Raw genomic sequence first — 22,128 nt, 5'->3', positions numbered from 1 at the left:
GCAGGATCGGAAACGCCTCACTGGAACCGCGGTTCGGGCAAACCATTGAGGAGTCCCGGATATGGCCAAAAAAGTAGTTGGCTACATCAAGTTGCAGATCCCGGCAGGCAAGGCGAATCCGTCGCCGCCAGTCGGTCCGGCCCTGGGTCAGCGCGGCCTGAACATCATGCAGTTCTGCAAAGAGTTCAACGCCAAGACGCAGACTCTCGAGCCCGGCATGCCGATCCCGGTCGTTATCACGGCCTATGCGGATCGTACGTTCAGCTTTGTCACCAAGACCCCGCCGAACACCTACTTCCTGCTCAAGGCCGCCAAGGTCTCCAAGGGCAGCCAGACGGTCGGCAAGTCTGCCGCTGTTGGCTCTGTCACGACCGCGCAGCTGCGCGAGATCGCTGCAGAGAAGTTCAAGGACATGAACGCCAATGACATCGACGGCGCTGTGCGCATGCTGGCCGGTTCGGCCAAGTCGATGGGTCTGAACGTGGTGGAGGGCTGATCCTATGGCCAAGAACAAGAGGCTGAATGCCGCCCGCGCGACGGTCGACACCGACAAGCAGTACGACCTGTCCGCAGCTGTTGCTCTGGTCAAGGGCAATGCGAAGGCCAAGTTCGACGAGACCATCGAAATCTCGCTGAACCTCGGCATCGATCCCCGTCATGCTGACCAGATGGTCCGTGGTCTGATCTCGCTGCCGAACGGCACGGGCAAGACCCTGCGCGTTGGCGTTTTCGCTCGTGGCCCCAAGGCTGAGGAAGCCAAGGCTGCCGGTGCGGAAGTTGTCGGTGCGGAAGATCTGGCCGAGAAGATCCAGAACGGTGAAATCGAGTTCGATCGCTGCATTGCGACTCCGGACATGATGGCACTGGTCGGTCGTCTGGGTAAGATCCTCGGCCCGCGCGGCCTGATGCCGAACCCCCGTCTGGGCACGGTGACCATGGACGTGAAGGGTGCCGTTCAGGCAGCCAAGTCCGGCCAGGTCGAATACCGCGCCGAGAAGGCCGGTATCATCCATGCCGGCGTTGGTAAGGCTTCCTTCGGTGAAGACAAGCTGGTCGAGAACATCAAGGCCCTGGTCGATGCCGTCCAGAAGGCTCGCCCGACCGGTGCCAAGGGCACCTATCTGAAGAAGGCAGCTCTGTCTTCCACGATGGGCCCGGGTGTGCGCGTCGACGTGGCGTCGTTCACGGCCTGATTTAGAGAGATGACACTGCGCGGCCTGGCCGTGTAGTGGCGCAGGGGCGGGGGATCTTCCTCCGCTTCCGAACCTGTCCGAGACCGGGCGTGCTGTTCTACGGAACAGCCTAAGGGATTTTGAGAGAGATCCGCGAGCGGGAGACGGGGCGCCAGCAGACAAGGGTAGGGCAACCTGCCGGAATGCTGGGTTCCGATTGAATGGACAGGCGAGCGGTACTTTTCCGATTGCGGGGAAGTGCCATGGGTAACCCGGTCTGGAAGCCACGGTTTCCGGACTGACGAGGAGAATGGATTTGGACCGTCAGGAAAAACGGGCCTTCGTCGAATTCCTCGCCAACGTGTTCAACAGCACGTCCATGGTTGTCGTGACCGAAAACAAAGGTCTCACGGTAGCTGATGTGACGGAGCTGCGTCGACGCGTTCGTGCGGCGGGTGCGACGTACAAGGTTGCGAAAAACCGGCTGGCCAGCCTCGCTCTGCATGGGACCCAATTCGACGGGATTCTTCCGCTGCTGAAGGGCCCGACCGCGCTTGCGTGGTCTGAGGATCCGGTTGCAGTCGCGAAGGCGATCGTCGAGTTCGCCAAGACGAATGAGAAGCTTGTGGTGCTCGGTGGCGCCCTTGGTAGCCAGACGCTTGATGCGGATGGTGTCAAGGCTCTTGCCGCGCTGCCGTCGCTGGATGAACTGCGTGCGCAGCTGGTGGGTATGATTTCTACCCCCGCTACGCGTATCGCAGGCGTTGTCCAGGCTCCGGCTGGCCAGCTTGCTCGCGTTTTCGGCGCCTATGCCAAGACCGGCGAAGCCGCCTGAATTGTCTTACGCAGCACCGCTCCTCTTCAGGAGCGCGGGTTGTGAATCGAAAACCAGTTACCATATAGGACCATCATCATGGCCGATCTGAACAAAATCGTTGACGAACTGTCCGCTCTGACCGTTCTCGAAGCTGCTGAACTCTCGAAGCTGCTCGAAGAGAAGTGGGGCGTTTCCGCTGCTGCTCCGGTTGCCGTTGCTGCTGCTGGCCCGGCTGCTGCCGCTGCTCCTGCTGAAGAGCAGACCGAGTTCACCGTGATCCTCGCCGAAGCCGGCGACAAGAAGATCAACGTGATCAAGGAAATCCGTGGCATCACGGGCCTGGGTCTGAAGGAAGCCAAGGACCTGGTCGAAGGCGCTCCGAAGACCGTCAAGGAAGGCGTGTCCAAGGACGAAGCAGCCAAGATCAAGAAGCTGCTTGAAGACAACGGCGCCAAGGTCGAAGTCAAGTAATCAAGCCCACGGACCGCGCTTCGCCCCCGGGCGGAGCCGGTTGTGGATTGAGACAGGTCAGGGCGGAAATCCTTTCGGGTTTCCGCCCGATTTGCCGTTGCGGACAAACCCTGTATAAGGGCCGGTTGTCACGCAACAACTTTACGAATTCACGGTGCCGGTCGTTCCGGTCGCCCGCCATGTCAGGTTTCCTGGCGTGTGGACGACCCGAAGGTCTGGTGCGAGAGGGCAGGGATAGATGAACGCAATCACCAAATCGTTCACAGGACGCAAGCGGATTCGCAAGAGCTTCGGGCGGATCCCCGAAGTCGCGCCGATGCCCAACCTGATTGACGTGCAGCGCGCGAGCTATGAGACGTTCCTTCAGATGAACGTGGCGCCTGACAGCCGTCAGCAGACGGGTCTTCAGGAAGTGTTCCGGTCGGTTTTCCCGATCAACGATTTTGCGGGACGTGGCCGTCTTGAGTTCGTTTCCTATGAACTCGAAGAGCCGAAATACGATGTCGAGGAATGCATTCAGCGCGGGCTGACCTTTGCCGCGCCGCTGAAGGTCATTCTGCGTCTTATCGTCTGGGATGTGGATGAGGATACGGGCTCACGCTCGATCCGCGACATCAAGGAGCAGCCGGTTTACATGGGCGACATGCCGCTCATGACCGATAACGGCACCTTCATCATCAATGGCACAGAGCGCGTCATTGTCAGCCAGATGCATCGTAGCCCCGGCGTGTTCTTCGATCACGACAAGGGCAAGACGCATTCTTCCGGCAAGTATCTCTTCGCTGCCCGCGTTATCCCCTATCGTGGTTCCTGGCTCGATTTCGAGTTCGATGCCAAGGACCTGATCTATGTGCGTATCGACCGCAAGCGCAAGCTGCCGGTCACGACCCTGCTCTATGCCCTGGAAGGCGAGCATTCCATCGCTGCCCGCGCCGCCAAGGCTGCAGAAGGCGGCGATGTAGAGGCTCTCGGTATTCGTGGCATGGATCAGGATGAAATCCTGGCCTATTTCTACGGCACGGTGCCGTTCACGCGTATGCCCAAGGGCTGGGCGCGTCCGTTCGACCCCGAAGCCTTCCGTGGCATGAAGCTGCTTGAGCCGCTGTACGACGCCGATACCGGTGAAGTGGTGGCCGAGGCCGACGCCAAGCTGACCGCGCGCATGTGCCGCAAGATTGCGGAGACGACCAAGGACGTGCTCGTGGGGCGCGCCGATCTGCTGGGCCGCTTCATTGCGCAGGATCTTGTCAACGAGAACACGGGCGAGATCTATGCCGAAGCTGGCGAAGAGCTGACCGAAGCACGTCTCGAGGCGCTTGAGGAATCGGGCGTGACCGAGCTGCCGATGCTTGCTGTCGACTCCTCGCATGGCCCCTGGATCCGCAACACGCTGGCCGTGGACAAGAACAACCGCCGCGATGAAGCGCTGATCGATATCTATCGCATCATGCGTCCCGGTGAGCCGCCGACCCCGGAAACGGCAGAAGCCATGTTCCAGGGCCTGTTCTTCGATGCGGACCGCTACGACCTCTCGGCCGTGGGTCGCGTGAAGATGAACATGCGTCTTGAAGTCGATGCGCCGGACACCATGCGCGTTCTGCGCAAGGAAGACATCCTACGCACCGTCAAGATCATGTGCGAGCTCAAGGATGGCCGCGGCCAGATCGACGATATCGACAATCTCGGTAACCGTCGTGTCCGCTCCGTCGGCGAGCTGATGGAAAACCAGTATCGCGTCGGTCTGCTCCGCATGGAGCGCGCCATTCGCGAGCGTATGGGTTCGGTCGATGTCGATACGGTCATGCCGCATGACCTGATCAACGCCAAGCCTGCCGCTGCTGCTGTGCGTGAGTTCTTCGGCTCGTCGCAGCTCAGCCAGTTCATGGACCAGACCAATCCGCTCTCCGAAGTGACGCATAAGCGCCGTCTTTCGGCGCTTGGCCCGGGCGGTCTGACCCGTGAGCGCGCTGGCTTCGAAGTCCGCGACGTTCATCCGACGCATTACGGCCGCATCTGCCCGATTGAGACGCCTGAAGGACCGAACATTGGTCTGATCAACTCGCTCTCGACCTATGCGAAGGTGAACAAGTACGGCTTCATCGAGACGCCTTACCGCCTTGTTCAGGACGGTGTGCTGCAGGCCGGCTGGAAGTACCTCTCCGCCATGGAAGAGGACAAGCTTATCGTTGCCCAGGCCGATGCGGCTCAGGACAAGAGCACGGGTCGCCTGACCGACGAACTGGTTTCGGTCCGTCGTTCGGGTGACTTCCGCCTGGTGCCGCCCGAGCAGGTCACGGCCTGCGACGTGTCGCCCAAGCAGCTTGTTTCGGTCGCCGCCGCGCTCATTCCGTTCCTTGAGAACGATGACGCCAACCGCGCATTGATGGGCTCGAACATGCAGCGTCAGGCCGTGCCGCTGGTACGCGCCGATGCGCCGCTGGTCGGCACGGGCATGGAAGCCGCTGTGGCCCATGACTCGGGTGCGACCATCGTTGCCAAGCGCAATGGCGTGATCGACCAGATCGACGGTGCACGTATCGTTGTGCGGGCCACCGACGAAGCCGGGTCGACCCAGGGCGTCGATATCTATCGTCTGCGCAAGTACATGCGTTCGAATCAGTCCACCTGCATCAACCAGCGTCCGCTGGTGCGCGTGGGTGACACGGTTCATGCCGGTGACATCATCGCTGACGGTCCGTCCACCGAGCTGGGCGAACTGGCTCTGGGCCGCAACGTGCTCGTCGCGTTCATGCCCTGGAACGGTTACAACTTCGAAGACTCGATCCTCATCTCCGAGCGTATCGCCCGTGATGACGTGTTCACCTCGATCCATATCGAGGAATTCGAGGTCATGGCGCGTGACACCAAGCTGGGTCAGGAAGAAATCACCCGCGACATTCCGAATGTCGGTGAGGAAGCCCTGCGCAATCTCGACGAGGCGGGTATCGTCTATGTCGGCGCTGAGGTGAATCCGGGCGACATTCTGATCGGCAAGGTCACACCGAAGGGCGAAAGCCCGATGACGCCGGAAGAAAAGCTTCTGCGCGCCATCTTCGGTGAAAAGGCTTCTGACGTTCGCGACACCTCGCTCAAGCTGCCCCCGGGCACGAGCGGTACGATCGTTGACGTGCGCGTCTTCTCACGCCGTGGCGTGGATAAGGACGAGCGCGCCATGGCGATCGAACGCGCCGAGATCGAGCGTCTGACCAAGGATCGTGACGACGAGCGCGCCATTCAGGAGCGCAGCTTCGTGGCCCGTCTGCGTGAGCGTCTGCTGAACCAGACGGCTGCGGCTGGCTTTAAGGGTATCCGTGCAGGCACGGTCATCACCGACGAGGTTCTGGACGAGCATCCGCGTGGCGCCTGGCGCAACATCACGGTCAGCGATGACAGCGTGATGTCCGAGCTGGAAACGCTGCGCCGCGAATACGACGCTGCCGTTGGCAAGATCCAGGCCCGTTTCGACAGCAAGGTCGAGAAGCTGCAGCGCGGTGACGAGCTGCCGCCGGGCGTGATGAAGATGGTCAAGGTCTTCGTGGCTGTGAAGCGCAAGCTGCAGCCGGGTGACAAGATGGCCGGTCGTCACGGTAACAAGGGTGTCGTCTCGCGCGTCGTGCCGGTTGAGGACATGCCGTTCCTTGAAGATGGTACGCCGGTCGACCTCGTTCTGAACCCGCTGGGCGTGCCGTCGCGCATGAATGTCGGTCAGATTCTCGAGACCCATCTGGGCTGGGCCTGCGCCAATATCGGCCAGAACATCGGCAAGATTGCCGATGACTACCAGCGCACGGGCGAGCGCAAGCTCGAGCTGCTTGAGAGCCTGCGTGACGTCTATGGCGACGCCGTGTTCGAAAGCGATATCGCGACCCTGCCGAACGAGCAGCTTCTTGAGCTGACCGGCAACCTCCGTAAGGGCGTGCCGATCGCAACGCCGGTGTTCGACGGCGCGTCGATCCCGGATATCGAGGACATGCTGGTGAAGGCCGGTGTAGACAAGTCGGGCCAGTCGCAGCTGATCGACGGCCGTACGGGCGAGGCTTTCGAGCGTCGCACCACGGTCGGCTACATCTACATGCTGAAGTTGCATCACCTTGTCGACGACAAGATCCATGCCCGTTCGATCGGTCCGTACTCGCTCGTCACACAGCAGCCGCTGGGTGGTAAGGCGCAGTTCGGTGGCCAGCGCTTTGGTGAGATGGAAGTCTGGGCTCTTGAAGCTTACGGTGCCGCCTACACCCTGCAGGAAATGCTCACGGTCAAGTCCGATGACGTTTCCGGCCGTACGAAGGTCTATGAGGCCATTGTGCGTGAGCAGGATGATTTCGAGGCCGGTATCCCCGAGAGCTTCAACGTTCTGATCAAGGAACTGAAGTCGCTCGGCCTGAATGTCGATCTGGAGCAGAGCGCGATCTGATGCGCTTTGTCTCTGCCTTCTCTGTGTTTGTTGCTAACGCGGGCGCGGCCGGTCTTCCGGCCCGCTCCGTGAAATGGGATTTCGGCGCATGAACGAACTCATGAAGATCCTTGGTCAGACGGGCCAGACCCAGTCTTTCGACCAGATCAAAATCCAGCTCGCTTCATCCGAGCAGATCCGCTCCTGGTCTTACGGCGAGATCAAGAAGCCGGAGACCATCAACTACCGTACGTTCAAGCCTGAGCGCGACGGCCTGTTCTGTGCGCGTATCTTCGGCCCGATCAAGGACTATGAGTGCCTGTGCGGCAAGTACAAGCGCATGAAGTTCCGTGGCATCGTGTGCGAGAAGTGCGGCGTGGAAGTCACGCTCGCCAAGGTTCGCCGCGAGCGTATGGGCCATATCGAACTGGCTTCGCCGGTTGCGCATATCTGGTTCCTGAAGTCGCTGCCGAGCCGCATTGCGACGATGATCGACATCACGCTGAAGGACCTCGAAAAGGTCCTGTATTTCGAGAGCTATATCGTTCTCGAATCCGGCACGAGCCCGTTCAAGCGTTATTCGCTGCTGTCGGAAGACCAGTATTTCGACGCGATGGACGACTACGCCGATGAAGGCCTGGAAGTCGGTATCGGCGCTGAGGCGGTCAAGAAGATCCTGTGGAAGGCGCGTCTGCTCTCCACCGAAACCGATCGCCCGGGCCTGATTGACCGTGACGGTCGTGATCAGGACAAGTCTGACGGCGATCTGCTGCGCGAGGACCTGCGTGAAGCCACGTCGGAAGCCAAGCGCAAGAAGCTCGTCAAGCGCCTGAAGCTGTTCGAAGCCTTCGCCGAGAGCGGTTCGCGACCGGAATGGATGATCCTGGACCTCGTTCCGGTCATTCCGCCCGAGCTGCGCCCGCTCGTGCCGCTGGATGGCGGTCGTTTCGCGACGTCCGATCTGAACGATCTCTATCGTCGCGTGATCAACCGTAACAACCGACTGAAGCGCCTGATCGAGCTGCGTGCGCCGGACATCATTGTCCGTAACGAAAAGCGCATGCTCCAGGAAGCCGTTGACGCGCTGTTCGATAACGGCCGTCGTGGTCGCGCCATCACGGGTGCCAACAAGCGTCCGCTGAAGTCGCTTTCCGACATGCTCAAGGGCAAGCAGGGCCGCTTCCGTCAGAACCTTCTGGGTAAGCGCGTCGACTATTCGGGCCGTTCGGTCATCGTGGTGGGCCCTGAACTGAAGCTGCATCAGTGCGGCCTGCCGAAGAAGATGGCGCTCGAGCTGTTCAAGCCCTTCATCTACAGCAAGCTGGAAAAATACGGTCACGCCACCACCATCAAGGCCGCAAAGCGCATGGTGGAGAAGGAGCGTCCGGAAGTCTGGGATATCCTCGAAGAGGTCATTCGCGAGCATCCCGTGATGCTGAACCGCGCACCGACCCTTCACCGCCTCGGCATTCAGGCCTTCGAGCCCGTGCTGATTGAAGGCAAGGCGATCCAGCTCCATCCGCTGGTGTGCACCGCGTTCAATGCCGACTTCGACGGCGACCAGATGGCCGTTCACGTGCCGCTGTCGCTTGAAGCCCAGCTTGAAGCCCGCGTGCTGATGATGTCGACCAACAACATCCTCAGCCCCGCGAACGGCAAGCCGATCATCGTGCCGTCGCAGGACATCGTCCTTGGCCTGTACTATCTGAGCCTTGAGGTTCCGGAGTATCACACCACGCCGGATGCGGCTGAGTATGATGCCGAGGGTCGTCTCGTGAAGGCCGGACCGTCTGCCTATGCGTCGGTGGCCGAGATCGAGCTTGCCATGAACGAGGGCACGCTCAAGCTGCACGACAAGATCCGTCTGCGCATGGAAACGCAGGATGCCGACGGCAAGTCCGTTCGTCAGACCCTGCTGACCACGCCGGGCCGCGCACTGATCGCGCAGATCCTGCCGCGTAATGCTGCCATCCCGTTCTCGCTGGTCAACAAGCAGCTGACCAAGAAGAACGTGTCGGACGTGATCGACGCCGTCTACCGTCACTGCGGCCAGAAGGAAGCGGTCATTTTCTGTGACCGTCTCATGGGCCTCGGTTTCCGCCACGCTGCGCGCGCCGGTATTTCCTTCGGCAAGGATGACATGATCATCCCGGTCGAGAAGCAGGAGCTGGTCGAGCGCACGCAGGCCGAGATCAAGGAATTCGAGCAGCAGTATCAAGACGGTCTGATCACGGCTGGCGAGCGCTATAACAAGGTGGTTGACGCCTGGTCGCGCTGCACGGACGAAGTCCAGGCGGCGATGATGAAGGAGATCTCGCGCCAGGTTATCGGCAAGCCGACGAACTCGGTCTGGATGATGAGCCACTCCGGTGCGCGTGGGTCGCCAGCCCAGATGAAGCAGCTTGCCGGTATGCGCGGTCTGATGGCCAAGCCTTCGGGCGAGATCATCGAGCAGCCGATTATCGCGAACTTCAAGGAAGGCCTCTCGGTTCTCGATTACTTCACCTCCACCCACGGTGCCCGTAAGGGTCTCGCGGATACGGCGCTGAAGACGGCGAACTCGGGTTACCTCACGCGTCGTCTCGTCGACGTGGCGCAGGATTGCATCATCGTCGAGAACGATTGCGGCACTGAGCGTGGCCTGACGATCCGTGCGGTCATGGATAGCGGTGAGGTCATCTCCTCGCTTTCCGAGCGTATCCTGGGTCGCACCCTGACGGCTGACGTGACCGATCCGGTGAGCGGTGCGGTTCTCTTCCCGCGTAACACGCTGATCGAGGAAGCCGAGGCAGAGATCATCGAGAAGGCAGGCGTCGAAAGCGTCCTGATCCGCTCGGTGCTGACCTGTGACAGCCGTGTTGGCGTGTGCGGACATTGCTATGGCCGTGACCTTGCACGCGGTACGCCGGTCAATATCGGTGAAGCCGTGGGCGTTATCGCTGCACAGTCCATCGGTGAGCCCGGCACGCAGTTGACCATGCGTACCTTCCATATCGGTGGTGCGGCTACGCGCGGTGCAGAGCAGTCGATGGTTGAGGCGTCGCGTGACGGCAAGGTGACCATCCGCAACCGCAACGTGGTTCAGAACAGCCAGAACGTCACCATCGTGATGTCGCGTAACTGCGAAATCCTGCTGACGGACGAGAAGGGTGTCGAGCGTGCACGTTACCGTGTGCCTTACGGTGCCCGTCTGATGGTCAATGAAGGCCAGGAAGTCACGCGCGGTCTGAAGATGGCCGAGTGGGACCCCTACACCCTGCCGATCATCACCGAGCAGGCCGGTACGGTTGAGTATCTCGACCTGATCGACTCCATCACCCTCGTCGAGCGTATGGACGAAGTCACGGGCCTGACCTCCAAGGTGGTCGTCGATTACAAGCAGGGCAGCAAGGGTGTGGATCTGCGTCCGCGCCTGCAGCTCAAGGACGCGGCGGGCAACGTGGTCCGACTCGCCAATGGCAATGAGGCGCGCTACTTCCTGTCGCCCGACTCACTGCTGTCGATCGAGAACGGCGCCACCGTGCATGCCGGTGACGTGCTGGCCCGTATCCCGCGCGAAGGATCGAAGACCCGTGACATTACGGGTGGTCTGCCGCGCGTGGCCGAACTGTTCGAAGCCCGTCGTCCCAAGGATCACGCGATCATCGCGGAGACCGAAGGTCGGATCGAGATCGGCAAGGACTACAAGTCCAAGCGCTGCATCATTGTGAAGAACGACGAGACCGGGGAAGAGACCAACTACCTCATCCCGAAAGGCAAGCACGTCTCGGTGCAGGAAGGCGACTTCGTACAGAAGGGCGATCCGCTGGTCGATGGTCCCCGCGTGCCGCATGACATTCTCAAGGTCATGGGCGTGGAGGCACTGTCCGACTATCTCGTCAATGAGATTCAGGACGTCTATCGACTGCAGGGCGTGAAGATCAATGACAAGCACATCGAGGTCATTGTTCGTCAGATGCTGCAGAAGGTGGAAATCCTCGAGCCGGGCGATACGACCTATCTGATCGGCGAGACGGTGGACCGCATCGAGTTCGAGGTCGAGAACGAGAAGCGCGTCAAGATGGGTGAGGAGCCTGCACGCGGCATGCCCATCCTGCAGGGCATTACGAAGGCCTCGTTGCAGACGCAGTCCTTCATCTCTGCGGCCTCCTTCCAGGAGACCACACGCGTGCTGACCGAAGCGGCAACAGCCGGCAAGGTCGATACGCTGAACGGCCTGAAGGAGAACGTGATTGTCGGGCGTCTGATCCCGGCAGGTACGGGCAGCGTCATGAACAAGCTGCGTGCCATGGCGGCCTCCCAAGACCGCCAGCGCGTGAGCCGGGCCGCCCCCGAGGTGACCGACGACGCGGCTGAGTAGAACCTAATGACTGCCACAGGGGAAACCCCTGTGGCGTCTCGGAAAAACTAGTTTACGTTTGGGATCGGGCGGGGTAATACCCGCCCGATTTCGTATCCGGCGATTCGAGACGGGAATCGAACGAGAATCGGGCAGAACGCTAGAGTATGCTTGACTTTCATCCGAAACGGCCATAGGGTCCGCGCCCTCGGCTACCCCCGTCTCCTAAGGCGTCTGAGCCGTTGATAGACAGCATCAAACGCTAACGGTGCCGCCGCCCTCGGGTGAGGCTCAGGCCGGTAGTGAAAGAGTCAAAAGCGGGCGGCATTCTGCCGCGCGCTGAATTTTGTTGGAAGCAAGCAGATCGGGCGTCGCTCGATCTAGCAGTGAGCAAGGATCGGGAAGGGCGTATGCCGACCATCAACCAGTTGATCGCCAAGGGCCGTGAGCCTGCCGCCAAGCGGAATAAAGTGCCGGCCCTCCAGGGTTGCCCCCAGAAGCGCGGCGTTTGCACGCGCGTCTATACGGTTACCCCGAAAAAGCCGAACTCGGCCCTGCGTAAGGTGGCAAAGGTGCGCCTGACCAACGGGTATGAGGTCGTTAGCTACATTCCGGGTGAAGGCCATAACCTGCAGGAACACAGCGTCGTGCTGATCCGCGGCGGCCGTGTAAAAGATTTGCCGGGTGTGCGTTATCACATCCTGCGCGGCGTGCTTGACACGCAGGGCATCGCCAAGCGTCGTCAGCGCCGTTCGCTGTATGGCGCGAAGCGTCCGAAGTAAGAGGAAATTCAGGCATGAGTCGCCGTCATCGCGCTGTAAAGCGTGAGATCCTTCCCGATCCGAAGTTCGGAGATGTCGTCATCACGCGTTTTATGAACGCTCTGATGTACGATGGTAAGAAGTCCACAGCCGAGGGCATCGTTTACGGTGCGCTTGAGTCCGTGCGTCGTCGTGGCGGTGCCACGGCTGACCCGGTCGCCATGTTCCATGCGGCTCTGGACAACGTGAAGCCGGCCGTAGAGGTTCGCTCCCGCCGCGTCGGCGGTGCGACCTATCAGGTCCCCGTCGAAGTCCGTGCCGAGCGCCGTCAGGCCCTTGCCATCCGCTGGCTGATCGACGCCTCGCGCAAGCGCGGTGAAAACACGATGCAGGAACGCCTTTCCAACGAGCTGATGGACGCGATCAACAATCGCGGCTCCGCCGTCAAGAAGCGCGAAGACACGCATCGTATGGCTGAAGCAAATAAAGCATTCAGCCACTATCGTTGGTAAGCTGAACAGGCTAACCGATTTCCCCGGGTGCCTCCTTCGGAGGTGCCTGGTACGAATTAGCAATCTTCCCCGCCGCACCTTCGGCGGTGGGTTATGGAGAGAATGATGGCTAAGGCTAAATTTGAGCGGACGAAGCCGCACTGCAACATTGGCACCATCGGTCACGTTGACCATGGCAAGACCTCACTGACGGCTGCAATCACGAAGACGCTCGCCAAGTCCGGCGGCGCGACCTTCCGTGCGTATGACCAGATCGACGCTGCTCCTGAAGAGCGCGCTCGCGGCATCACGATCTCCACCGCTCACGTTGAGTACGAGACCAAGAACCGTCACTACGCCCACGTCGACTGCCCGGGCCATGCTGACTACGTCAAGAACATGATCACGGGTGCCGCCCAGATGGACGGCGCAATCCTGGTCGTCTCCGCTGCTGACGGCCCGATGCCCCAGACGCGTGAGCACATCCTGCTCGCTCGCCAGGTTGGCGTTCCGGCGCTGGTCGTGTTCCTGAACAAGGTTGACCAGGTTGACGACGCCGAGCTTCTCGAGCTCGTCGAAATGGAAGTCCGTGAGCTTCTCTCGTCCTACCAGTTCCCCGGCGACGATATCCCCATCGTCAAGGGTTCGGCTCTGGTGACGCTCGAAGACGGCGACGCAGCAATCGGTGAAGATCGCGTGCTCGAGCTGATGGAAGCGGTTGACACCTACATCCCGCAGCCGGAGCGTCCGGTTGACCGTCCGTTCCTGATGCCGATCGAAGACGTGTTCTCGATCTCGGGTCGTGGTACGGTTGTCACGGGTCGCGTTGAGCGTGGCGTTGTGAACGTAGGTGACGAAGTCGAAATCGTCGGCCTCAAGGACACCGTCAAGACGACCGTCACTGGCGTCGAGATGTTCCGCAAGCTGCTCGATCGCGGTGAAGCCGGTGACAACATCGGTGCGCTGGTTCGCGGCACGAAGCGTGAAGACGTTGAGCGCGGTCAGGTTCTTGCAAAGCCGGGTTCGATCACCCCGCACAAGAAGTTCAAGGCCGAGGCTTACATCCTCACGAAGGAAGAGGGCGGACGTCACACTCCGTTCTTTACAAACTACCGTCCGCAGTTCTATTTCCGCACGACCGACGTCACGGGCGTCGTTCAGCTGCCGGAAGGCACGGAAATGGTCATGCCGGGCGATAACGTTGCCATGGACGTCGAGCTGATTGCTCCGATCGCCATGGACGAAGGTCTCCGCTTCGCTATCCGTGAAGGCGGCCGCACCGTCGGTGCAGGCGTGGTCTCCTCGATCAGCGCCTGATTGTAAGCACGGGCCCTGATTTGGTTGGCCCCGGTCGGAGTAATCCGGCCGGGGTCGGCTTTAGAAGGGACCAGGAGGGAGCAGGGTAAGACCCGAACCCCAACGAGTTGGATTATTGGTAAGATGGACAACCAGAACATCCGCATTCGCCTAAAGGCGTACGATCACCGCGTGCTCGACAACAGCACGAAGGAAATCGTAAACACGGCGAAGCGTACGGGTGCGCGGGTTCGGGGTCCTATCCCGCTACCGACGCATATCGAGCGGTTCACTGTGAACCGTTCCCCACATGTGGACAAGAAAAGCCGCGAGCAGTTCGAAATTCGGACTCATCGCCGCCTGCTCGACATTGTTGAGCCGACACCGCAGACCGTGGACGCCCTCATGAAGCTCGACCTCGCCGCTGGCGTTGACGTCGAGATCAAACTTTAAGGTCCAGACGATGCGTACCGGATTGATCGCAAAGAAGCTGGGAATGACCCGGCTATTCAAGGAAGATGGCACACATGTGCCGGTCACAGTGCTGCATCTCGACGAGGTCGAGGTTGTGGACGCCCGCACGCAGGAGCGTGATGGCTACACCGCAGTGCAGATCGGCATGAGCAAGGCAAAGGTGAAGAACGTCACCAAGCCGATGCGTGGCCATTATGCTCGCACCAAGGTGGAGCCGAAGAAGACTCTTGTCGAGTTTCGCGTGGCAGAAGATGCCGTGCTTGAGGCTGGCACGAAGCTCTCTGCGGCCCACTTCGTCGTTGGCCAGAAGGTCGACGTCACCGGCACCAGCAAGGGCAAAGGCTTCGCCGGCGTCATGAAGCGCTGGAACTTCGCTGGTCTTGAAGCCTCCCACGGCGTGTCCATCAGCCATCGTTCGCATGGTTCGACGGGTCAGCGCCAGGATCCGGGCAAGGTCTTCAAGGGCAAGAAAATGGCCGGTCATATGGGTGACGAGCGCATCACGACGCTTAATCTCGAAGTGGCAGCCGTTGACGCCGAACGCAACCTGATCATGGTTCGTGGTTCGATTCCGGGTGCCAAGAATGGCCTGGTGATGATCCGCGATGCGATCAAGAAGGCCCGCCATGCAGATGCGCCGTACCCGGCAGCGACTGCGGCGGCCGCCGGTTAAGGACTGAGGGCGATGGAATACGATATCAAAACCCTCGATAATGGCAGCGCCGGAACGGTGACCCTGCCAGAGGAACTGTTCGGCGCTACCCCGCGCACGGACATCATGGCACGCGTTGTTCACTGGCAGCTGGCCAAGCGCCGCGCTGGCACGCACCGCACCAAGGGCATGGGCGAGATTTCTGGCACGACCAAGAAGCCGTACCGCCAGAAGGGCACAGGCTCGGCACGTCAGGGCTCGCTGCGCGCACCGCAGTTTCGCACTGGTGGCGTCGTTCATGGTCCGGTCGTTCGCGACCATGGCTATGACCTGCCCAAGAAGGTGCGTCGCCTCGGCCTGATCTCTGCGCTGTCGCAGAAGGCAGCAGCCGGCAAGCTGATCGTCATCGATCAGGCCGCTGGTGTGACCAAGACCCGTGAAGCCGCTGCAAAGCTGGCTGCGCTGGGTTGGTCCTCCGCCCTGATCGTCGACGGGGCCGTTGATGTGGCTTTCGGTCGCGCTGTGCGCAACCTGCCCAAGATCGACGTGCTGCCCACGATCGGCGCCAACGTCTATGACATTCTGAACCACGATGTTCTCGTGCTGACGCGCGCAGGGCTCGAGGGTCTCAAGGAGCGCCTGGCATGACCACGGGCATCGTTCTTGCGCGCCGCACAAAGGCGCAGCGCATGACGCGTGAAGCGATGTTTGACATCGTTCGCGCGCCGCTCATCACCGAGAAGGCGACGGCCCTCTCCGAGCGTAACCAGGTTGTTTTCCGCGTGGCGATGACCGCCGCGAAGCCGGAAATCAAGGTTGCGGTCGAGACGCTTTTCGGCGTCAAGGTCGTCTCCGTGAACACGCTGGTGCAGAAGGGCAAGACCAAGATGGTCAAGGGCCGTCCTGGTCGCCGTTCGGACATCAAGAAGGCGTATGTTCAGCTTGCGGAAGGTCAGTCCATTGACCTCACCGCGAAGCTGGGCTGACGCGGGATAGGATACCATGGCACTCAAGCACTTTAATCCCACGACGCCGAGCACACGTGGCACGGTTCTGATCGATCGCAGCGAGCTCTATAAGGGCAAGCCGGTCAAGCAGCTGACCGAAGGCAAGAACAAGACGGGCGGCCGTAACAACCACGGTCGTACCACGTCGCGTTTCCGTGGCGGCGGGCACAAGCAGTCCTACCGCTATGTCGACTTCAAGCGTCGCAAGTTCGATGTGGCCGGCACGGTCGAGCGTCTGGAATATGACCCGAACCGCACCGCCTTCATCGCGCTGATCAAGTACGAAGACGGCGAGCTGGCTTACATCCTGGCACCGCAGCGCGTTAAGGTTGGCGATCAGGTGATCGCTGGCGAACGCACCGACGTGAAGCCGGGCAACGCCATGCCGCTGGGTTCGATGCCTGTCGGTACGATCGTGCACAACATCGAGCTGAAGCCCGGTGCAGGTGGCAAGATCGCGCGTTCGGCTGGCACATATTGCCAGCTGGTCGGCAAGGATGCCGGCTACGCCCAGATCAAGCTGCAGTCCGGTGAGCTCCGTCTCGTCCGTGGCGAATGCATGGCCACTGTTGGCGCGGTGTCGAACCCCGACAACATGAACCAGCATCTCGGCAAGGCCGGTCGTAACCGTTGGCTTGGCCGTCGTCCGCATAACCGTGGCGTCGTCATGAACCCGGTCGACCATCCGCATGGTGGTGGTGAAGGCCGTACCTCTGGTGGCCGTCATCCGGTTACGCCGTGGGGCAAGCCGACCAAGGGCTACAAGACTCGTGTTAACAAGAAGACGGACAGCCTGATCATCCGTCGCCGCAAGACCGGCAAGTAAGAAGGGGGCAAACAGAGATGGCACGTTCCGTCTGGAAGGGCCCGTTCGTTGACGGGTACTTGTTCGGCAAGGCTGAAGCGTCGCGCGCTTCGGGTCGTAATGAGGTGATCAAGATCTGGTCGCGTCGTTCCACCATCCTGCCGCAGTTCGTCGGGCTCACGTTCGGCGTTTATAATGGCCACAAGTTCCTGCCGGTGCAGGTGACGGAAAACATGGTCGGGCACAAGTTCGGTGAGTTCTCGCCGACACGCACGTTCCCCGGTCATGCTTCCGACAAGAAGTCGAAGCGGGGCTGATCATGAGCAAGCCGAAGCACATTCGCACACTCGCTGATACGGAAGCGCAGGCTGTTGCCCGCAACATCCGCGTCAGCCCGCGCAAGCTGAACCTGGTTGCGGCGATGATCCGCAACCAGCCGGCAGACAAGGCAATCGCAGCGCTGACGTTCTCGCGTCGCCGTATCGCTCAGCAGGTTCGCAAGACCCTCGAGAGCGCCGTGGCCAATGCAGAGAACAATCACCAGCTCGATGTCGATCAGCTCGTGGTCAAGACCGCAGAAGTTGGCAAGTCGATCGTCATGAAGCGTTTCCACGCTCGTGGCCGTGGTCGTTCCTCGCGCATCGAGAAGTTCTTCAGCCACCTGAAGATCGTCGTTGCCGAGCGCGCTGCAGACGAAGCGCCTGCGCCGAAGGGCAAGGGCAAGGACGCAGCAGAGCAGAAGGCAGCCTGATATGGGACACAAAGTCAATCCGATCGGGCTCCGGCTCGGCGTAAACCGCACCTGGGATAGCCGCTGGTACGCTGGCAATGACTATTCCCGTCTGCTGCATGAAGACCTGATGCTGCGCGCCTATCTGCGTCGCAAGCTGTCGGGTGCAGGCGTCTCCCGCGTTGTGATCGAGCGTCCGGCCAAGAAGCCGCGCGTCACGATCTATGCAGCGCGTCCCGGCGTCGTCATCGGCAAGAAGGGTCAGGACATCGACGCTCTGCGCAAGGATCTGAGCCGCCTGGCAAAGACCGACGTTGCGCTGAACATCGTCGAGATCCGCAAGCCCGAAATCGACGCAACCCTGGTTGCCGAGAACATTGCACAGCAGCTGGAGCGCCGCGTGGCCTTCCGTCGTGCAATGAAGCGTGCGGTTCAGTCTGCCATGCGTCTTGGCGCGCAGGGTATCCGAATCAACTGCTCCGGCCGTCTCGGTGGTGCGGAAATCGCTCGTATCGAGTGGTATCGCGAAGGTCGCGTGCCACTTCACACGTTGCGCGCCGACATCGATTACGGTATCGCCACTGCCAAGACGACCTATGGTACGTGCGGTGTGAAAGTCTGGATCTTCAAGGGTGAAATCCTTGCCCATGATCCGATGGCTCAGGACCGTCGTGCTGCGGAACAAGCGCCGCAGCGCTGAGCAGTAGATTATGACAAGCGCCGCGAGGCGCATGAGGATACGACACCATGCTTTCCCCGAAGCGGACTAAGTTTCGCAAGGCCCATAAGGGCCGCATTCATGGGTTGGCCAAGGGCGGAACGACGTTGAATTTCGGCGCGTTCGGCCTTAAGGCTCTTGAACCCGAACGTATCACCGCACGCCAGATCGAGGCGTCGCGTCGTGCGATCACTCGTGCGATGAAGCGTGCCGGTCGCGTGTGGATCCGGATTTTCCCGGATCTGCCGGTTTCCACGAAGCCTGCCGAAGTCCGCATGGGCTCCGGCAAGGGCTCGCCCGAGTTCTGGGTGGCCCGCGTGAAGCCCGGTCGCGTGCTGTTTGAAATCGAAGGCGTGCCGCCTGAAGTGGCACGTGAGGCCCTGGCTCTTGGCGCAGCGAAGCTGCCGATCAAGACCAAGTTCATCACCCGTATCGGGGAGGCATAAGAATGGCTGACGCTTACAAGGTAGCCGATCTTCGCGCCAAGTCCCCTGATGAACTGCAGGCCCTTCTTCTGGACCTGAAGCGTGAGCAGCTGAACCTCCGGTTCCAGGCTGCCACGGGCCAGTCCGAGGGAGTCGGACGCGTTCGCGTTCTCCGTCGTGCGATTGCTCGCATCAAGACGGTGGCGCATCAATCGAAGAACAAGGCGGGCGCAAAAACGTCTGCCGCAGAGTCCTGAGAGGAGACGGACGATGCCAAGGCGCGTCCTGACAGGGCGAGTGACGAGCGACAAGATGGACAAGACGGTTACCGTTCTTGTCGATCGTCGTATCATGCACCCGCTCTATAAGAAGTTCATTCGTCGTTCCAAGAAGTACGCGGCGCATGACGAGCTGAACGAGTGCAAGATCGGAGACACGGTGCGCATCGAAGAATGCGCCCCGATTTCCAAGCGCAAGACCTGGACGGTGATTACCCGCAACGGTGCGGCCCTTGAGGCAGCAGCTGCGGCACCGGCTCAGGCGTCAGCGTAAGAGGGGACTGAGAAATGATCCATCCCGAGACCAATCTGGACGTCGCCGATAATTCCGGCGCACGTCAGGTGCAGTGCATCAAGGTGCTGGGCGGCTCCAAGCGGAAAACCGCCTCGGTCGGCGACGTGATCGTCGTGTCCGTCAAGGAAGCGATTCCCCGCGGCAAGGTGAAGAAGGGTGACGTGCATCAGGCCGTCATCGTTCGCACGTCCTACCCCGTTCGTCGTGCTGACGGCAGCGCCATCCGCTTCGACAAGAACGCGGCCGTGCTGATCAACAAGTCGATGGAACCGATCGGTACGCGTATCTTTGGCCCGGTGGTTCGTGAGCTGCGTGCGCGCAAGTTCATGAAGATCATCTCCCTGGCTCCGGAGGTGCTATAATGGCTGCTCGTATCAAGAAGGGTGACCAGGTTCTGGTCCTCTCCGGCTCATCGCGCGGCACGCGTGGCGAAGTCCTGGCCGTTCTGCCGAAGGTCGAAAAGGCCATCGTGCGTGGCGTTGCCGTGGCCAAGCGTCACCAGAAGCCGACCCGCATGAACCAGGAAGGCGGTATCATCGCCAAGGAAATGCCGGTTCATCTGTCCAACCTGAAGCTCGTCGATCCGAAGAGCGGCAAGCCGACTCGCGTCGGTTTCCGTCAGCTCGAGGATGGACGCAAGGTCCGTGTCGCCAAGGTGACCGGCGAAGTGATCGAAGGCTAAGGGGGCGACAATGAGCGAGACCATTACCCGCATCCAGCCGCGCCTGCAGCAGCGTTACAACGACGTTCTCCGTGACAAGCTGCGTGAGCAGTTTGGCTACAAGAACGCCATGCAGGTTCCCAAGCTGGAAAAGATCGTGCTGAACATGGGCGTTGGCGAAGCCGCCGGCGACCAGAAGAAGCTCGATGCCGCTGTTGCCGAAATGGCAGCCATCTCCGGTCAGAAGCCCGTCAAGACGGTTGCCCGCAAGGCAATCGCCGGCTTCAAGATCCGTGAAGGCCTGCCGATCGGCTGTAAGGTGACCCTGCGTCGCGCGCGTATGTACGAATTTCTCGATCGTCTCGTGACGATCGCGATGCCGCGCATCCGTGACTTCCGCGGTTTGCCCCCCAACAAGGGCTTTGACGGTCGTGGCAACTTCGCCATGGGCATCAAGGAGCAGATCGTGTTCCCGGAAATCGACTACGACAAGATCGACTCCGTACGCGGCATGGACATCATCTTCGTCACCACGGCGAAGAGCGATGAAGAGGCAAAAGCGCTGCTCAAGGCGTTCGATCTGCCCTTCACTGCCTGATTTATCGGGTTGAGCCGGGTTTTTTCCTTTTCAAAGGAAGCCCGGCTCCCTATATACACACGCTGTTTGGAAAACCGTTGGGATTGGCCCGACAGGTTCCGGGAGAAGATTTAGCATGGCAAAAATCTCCGCCGTGAACCGCAACGCCAAGCGCGCCTATATGGCGACGCGCGACAAGGCGAAGCGGACCGCGTTGAAAGATATCATCAAGGACCGGAGCCTTCCGGTAGAGGAGCGTTTCGACGCAACCCTGAAGCTGGCAGAAATGCCGCGCAACGGGTCGCGCGTTCGTTTCCGTCTGCGCTGCAAGGTTTCGGGACGTCCCCGCGCGAACTACCGCAAGTTCGAGCTGAGCCGTATCGCCCTGCGCGACCTGGCCTCCACCGGCCAGATCCCCGGTATGGTCAAGTCGAGCTGGTAAGGTAGAAGCGAATGTCCCTGTCCGATCCGTTGGGTGATATGCTCACCCGCATTCGCAATGCCCAGCGTGCACGTCACGCGGCTTGCATCGCGCCGGCTTCCAAGCTGCGTGCGAACGTTCTGGAAGCGCTGCGTCGCGAAGGTTACATCCGTGGCTACACCACGGAAGAGCTGCGCGCCGGTGTCTCCCAGCTGCGCATCGAGCTGAAATATGCAGACGGCCAGCCCGTGATCAAGGAAATCCACCGCGTGTCCAAGCCGGGCCGTCGCGTGTATTCCAAGATCAAGGAGCTGCCGCGCGTGTATGCCGGTCTCGGCGTGTCGATCCTGTCCACCCCGCGCGGTATCCTTTCGGATATCGAGGCTCGCGCCGCGAATGTCGGTGGCGAAGTCCTCTGCCGCGTCTTCTGAGGAGGATCACATGTCACGAGTAGGCAAGTATCCGGTTGTCATTCCTGCTGGCGTGGATGTGTCCATTGCTGACGGGTCCCTGACCGCCAAGGGCAAGCGCGGTTCGCTGAGTATGCCTCTGACCCGCTTCGTTCAGGCGAAGGTGGAAGACGGCAAGGTTTCGATCCTTCCTGTGGGTAACCGCTCGCGTGAGACCTGGACGATGTGGGGCACAACCCGCGCCATCGTCGCCAACCTGGTCAAGGGCGTTTCCGAAGGTTTCAGCAAGACGCTCGAAATCACCGGTACGGGTTTCCGCGCCAGCGTGCAGGGTTCGAATCTGGTGATGAATCTGGGTTATTCCCACGACGTCGTCTACCCGATCCCCGCCGACGTGAAGATCACCACGCCCCGTCCCACGGCCATCACGGTCGAAGGGAACGACAAGCAGCGTGTTGGTCAGGTTGCGCTCGACATCCGTAACTTCCGCAAGCCGGAACCCTATAAGGGCAAGGGCGTGCGTTACGAGACCGAAGTTCTCCGTCGTAAGGAAGGCAAGAAGAAATAATGGCTACGCAGCATGGATTGCAGGAACGGCGCCGTCAGCGGCTTCGCTTCCAGCTTCGCCGCAAGAGCGGTGGCCGGCCGCGTCTGTCGGTCTTCCGTTCTGGCAAGAACATCTACGCACAGGTGATCGACGACGCTCAGGGCGTTACTCTCGCCAGCGCTTCCACCCTCGAGAAGACTCTTCGCGAGTCCGGCAAGACGGGTGCGAATGTCGATGCGGCTTCGGTCGTTGGCAAGCTGGTTGCAGAGCGCGCTCTGGCCGCCGGCGTGACGGCGGTTGTGTTCGATCGCGGTGCGTATCTCTATCATGGTCGCGTCAAGGCGCTGGCCGAAGCTGCCCGCGAGGGCGGCCTTTCGTTCTAAGGAAG

At 60.8% G+C, this 22,128-nt stretch carries 27 protein-coding genes; all 27 read left to right on the top strand.

Annotated features, from left to right (window positions below; translation table 11 throughout):
• The first annotated feature begins 61 nt into the window (after positions 1-61).
• The 27 genes from rplK to rplR all read left to right on the top strand — a co-directional run bounded on the left by rplK (position 62) and on the right by rplR (position 22,123).
• Positions 62-496, top strand: coding sequence for a 50S ribosomal protein L11 (gene rplK / locus AA0535_RS03650; protein WP_025885428.1), 435 nt, complete (start codon positions 62-64; stop codon positions 494-496).
• Between the two features lie 4 nt (positions 497-500).
• Positions 501-1,193, top strand: a complete 693-nt coding sequence (rplA, locus tag AA0535_RS03645) for a 50S ribosomal protein L1 (protein ID WP_264814532.1) — start codon at positions 501-503, stop codon at positions 1,191-1,193.
• Positions 1,194-1,488: 295 nt separating this feature from the next.
• On the top strand, positions 1,489-2,007 hold the full coding sequence (gene rplJ / locus AA0535_RS03640; RefSeq protein WP_023979012.1) for a 50S ribosomal protein L10: 519 nt from the start codon (positions 1,489-1,491) through the stop codon (positions 2,005-2,007).
• A 78-nt stretch (positions 2,008-2,085) separates the two neighbouring features.
• A complete protein-coding gene (gene rplL / locus AA0535_RS03635; protein WP_023979011.1) occupies positions 2,086-2,460 on the top strand; it encodes a 50S ribosomal protein L7/L12 in 375 nt (124 codons plus the stop codon).
• A gap of 238 nt (positions 2,461-2,698) precedes the next feature.
• A complete protein-coding gene (gene rpoB, locus AA0535_RS03630; protein WP_023979010.1) occupies positions 2,699-6,874 on the top strand; it encodes a DNA-directed RNA polymerase subunit beta in 4,176 nt (1,391 codons plus the stop codon).
• 88 nt (positions 6,875-6,962) lie between these two features.
• Positions 6,963-11,213, top strand: coding sequence for a DNA-directed RNA polymerase subunit beta' (gene rpoC, locus AA0535_RS03625; RefSeq protein ID WP_264814531.1), 4,251 nt, complete (start codon positions 6,963-6,965; stop codon positions 11,211-11,213).
• Between the two features lie 389 nt (positions 11,214-11,602).
• Positions 11,603-11,974 (top strand): 30S ribosomal protein S12, encoded by a 372-nt coding sequence (gene rpsL / locus AA0535_RS03620; RefSeq protein WP_023979007.1) that lies wholly within the window; start codon positions 11,603-11,605, stop codon positions 11,972-11,974.
• 14 nt (positions 11,975-11,988) lie between these two features.
• Entirely contained in the window at positions 11,989-12,465 is a 477-nt protein-coding gene (gene rpsG, locus AA0535_RS03615) for a 30S ribosomal protein S7 (protein ID WP_023979006.1), read from the top strand.
• Between the two features lie 105 nt (positions 12,466-12,570).
• Positions 12,571-13,761 (top strand): elongation factor Tu, encoded by a 1,191-nt coding sequence (gene tuf / locus AA0535_RS03610; protein ID WP_023979005.1) that lies wholly within the window; start codon positions 12,571-12,573, stop codon positions 13,759-13,761.
• 123 nt (positions 13,762-13,884) lie between these two features.
• Positions 13,885-14,193: a 30S ribosomal protein S10 gene (gene rpsJ / locus AA0535_RS03605; protein ID WP_007282720.1), complete on the top strand. Its 309-nt coding sequence runs from the start codon at positions 13,885-13,887 to the stop codon at positions 14,191-14,193.
• Positions 14,194-14,203: 10 nt separating this feature from the next.
• Positions 14,204-14,887: a 50S ribosomal protein L3 gene (rplC, locus tag AA0535_RS03600; RefSeq protein ID WP_023979004.1), complete on the top strand. Its 684-nt coding sequence runs from the start codon at positions 14,204-14,206 to the stop codon at positions 14,885-14,887.
• 12 nt (positions 14,888-14,899) lie between these two features.
• Positions 14,900-15,514 (top strand): 50S ribosomal protein L4, encoded by a 615-nt coding sequence (gene rplD, locus AA0535_RS03595; protein WP_127100452.1) that lies wholly within the window; start codon positions 14,900-14,902, stop codon positions 15,512-15,514.
• A gap of 41 nt (positions 15,515-15,555) precedes the next feature.
• Positions 15,556-15,852 carry a 50S ribosomal protein L23 gene (locus AA0535_RS03590; protein ID WP_171840724.1) on the top strand — a complete coding sequence of 99 codons (297 nt, stop codon included), beginning with the start codon at positions 15,556-15,558 and terminating at the stop codon, positions 15,850-15,852.
• 16 nt (positions 15,853-15,868) lie between these two features.
• On the top strand, positions 15,869-16,699 hold the full coding sequence (rplB, locus tag AA0535_RS03585) for a 50S ribosomal protein L2 (protein WP_127100450.1): 831 nt from the start codon (positions 15,869-15,871) through the stop codon (positions 16,697-16,699).
• Between the two features lie 17 nt (positions 16,700-16,716).
• Positions 16,717-16,995, top strand: coding sequence for a 30S ribosomal protein S19 (gene rpsS / locus AA0535_RS03580; RefSeq protein WP_023979000.1), 279 nt, complete (start codon positions 16,717-16,719; stop codon positions 16,993-16,995).
• 2 nt (positions 16,996-16,997) lie between these two features.
• On the top strand, positions 16,998-17,429 hold the full coding sequence (rplV, locus tag AA0535_RS03575) for a 50S ribosomal protein L22 (protein WP_023978999.1): 432 nt from the start codon (positions 16,998-17,000) through the stop codon (positions 17,427-17,429).
• A gap of 1 nt (position 17,430) precedes the next feature.
• Positions 17,431-18,108 (top strand): 30S ribosomal protein S3, encoded by a 678-nt coding sequence (gene rpsC, locus AA0535_RS03570; RefSeq protein WP_023978998.1) that lies wholly within the window; start codon positions 17,431-17,433, stop codon positions 18,106-18,108.
• A gap of 47 nt (positions 18,109-18,155) precedes the next feature.
• Positions 18,156-18,572 carry a 50S ribosomal protein L16 gene (gene rplP / locus AA0535_RS03565; RefSeq protein WP_023978997.1) on the top strand — a complete coding sequence of 139 codons (417 nt, stop codon included), beginning with the start codon at positions 18,156-18,158 and terminating at the stop codon, positions 18,570-18,572.
• A 2-nt stretch (positions 18,573-18,574) separates the two neighbouring features.
• Positions 18,575-18,808, top strand: a complete 234-nt coding sequence (rpmC, locus tag AA0535_RS03560; protein ID WP_023978996.1) for a 50S ribosomal protein L29 — start codon at positions 18,575-18,577, stop codon at positions 18,806-18,808.
• Between the two features lie 13 nt (positions 18,809-18,821).
• Entirely contained in the window at positions 18,822-19,103 is a 282-nt protein-coding gene (rpsQ, locus tag AA0535_RS03555) for a 30S ribosomal protein S17 (RefSeq protein ID WP_023978995.1), read from the top strand.
• 14 nt (positions 19,104-19,117) lie between these two features.
• Entirely contained in the window at positions 19,118-19,486 is a 369-nt protein-coding gene (gene rplN, locus AA0535_RS03550) for a 50S ribosomal protein L14 (RefSeq protein WP_023978994.1), read from the top strand.
• The gene (rplX, locus tag AA0535_RS03545; protein WP_025840917.1) at positions 19,486-19,806 is read left to right on the top strand and encodes a 50S ribosomal protein L24; all 321 of its coding nucleotides are present in this window, start codon (positions 19,486-19,488) and stop codon (positions 19,804-19,806) included. The genes rplN and rplX overlap by 1 nt, the downstream gene beginning before the upstream one ends.
• Positions 19,807-19,816: 10 nt before the next feature.
• Complete coding sequence (gene rplE / locus AA0535_RS03540) at positions 19,817-20,383, top strand: 50S ribosomal protein L5 (protein WP_023978992.1); 567 nt, start codon at positions 19,817-19,819, stop codon at positions 20,381-20,383.
• A gap of 115 nt (positions 20,384-20,498) precedes the next feature.
• Positions 20,499-20,804, top strand: coding sequence for a 30S ribosomal protein S14 (rpsN, locus tag AA0535_RS03535; RefSeq protein ID WP_023978991.1), 306 nt, complete (start codon positions 20,499-20,501; stop codon positions 20,802-20,804).
• 11 nt (positions 20,805-20,815) lie between these two features.
• On the top strand, positions 20,816-21,214 hold the full coding sequence (rpsH, locus tag AA0535_RS03530) for a 30S ribosomal protein S8 (protein ID WP_023978990.1): 399 nt from the start codon (positions 20,816-20,818) through the stop codon (positions 21,212-21,214).
• Between the two features lie 10 nt (positions 21,215-21,224).
• Complete coding sequence (gene rplF, locus AA0535_RS03525) at positions 21,225-21,761, top strand: 50S ribosomal protein L6 (RefSeq protein WP_023978989.1); 537 nt, start codon at positions 21,225-21,227, stop codon at positions 21,759-21,761.
• Positions 21,761-22,123, top strand: a complete 363-nt coding sequence (gene rplR / locus AA0535_RS03520; protein ID WP_023978988.1) for a 50S ribosomal protein L18 — start codon at positions 21,761-21,763, stop codon at positions 22,121-22,123. The genes rplF and rplR overlap by 1 nt, the downstream gene beginning before the upstream one ends.
• Positions 22,124-22,128: the final 5 nt, after the last annotated feature.

This window comes from Asaia krungthepensis NRIC 0535, from assembly GCF_025995175.1.
Lineage (GTDB): Bacteria > Pseudomonadota > Alphaproteobacteria > Acetobacterales > Acetobacteraceae > Asaia > Asaia krungthepensis.
This window is presented reverse-complemented; position numbering and strand designations above follow the sequence as displayed.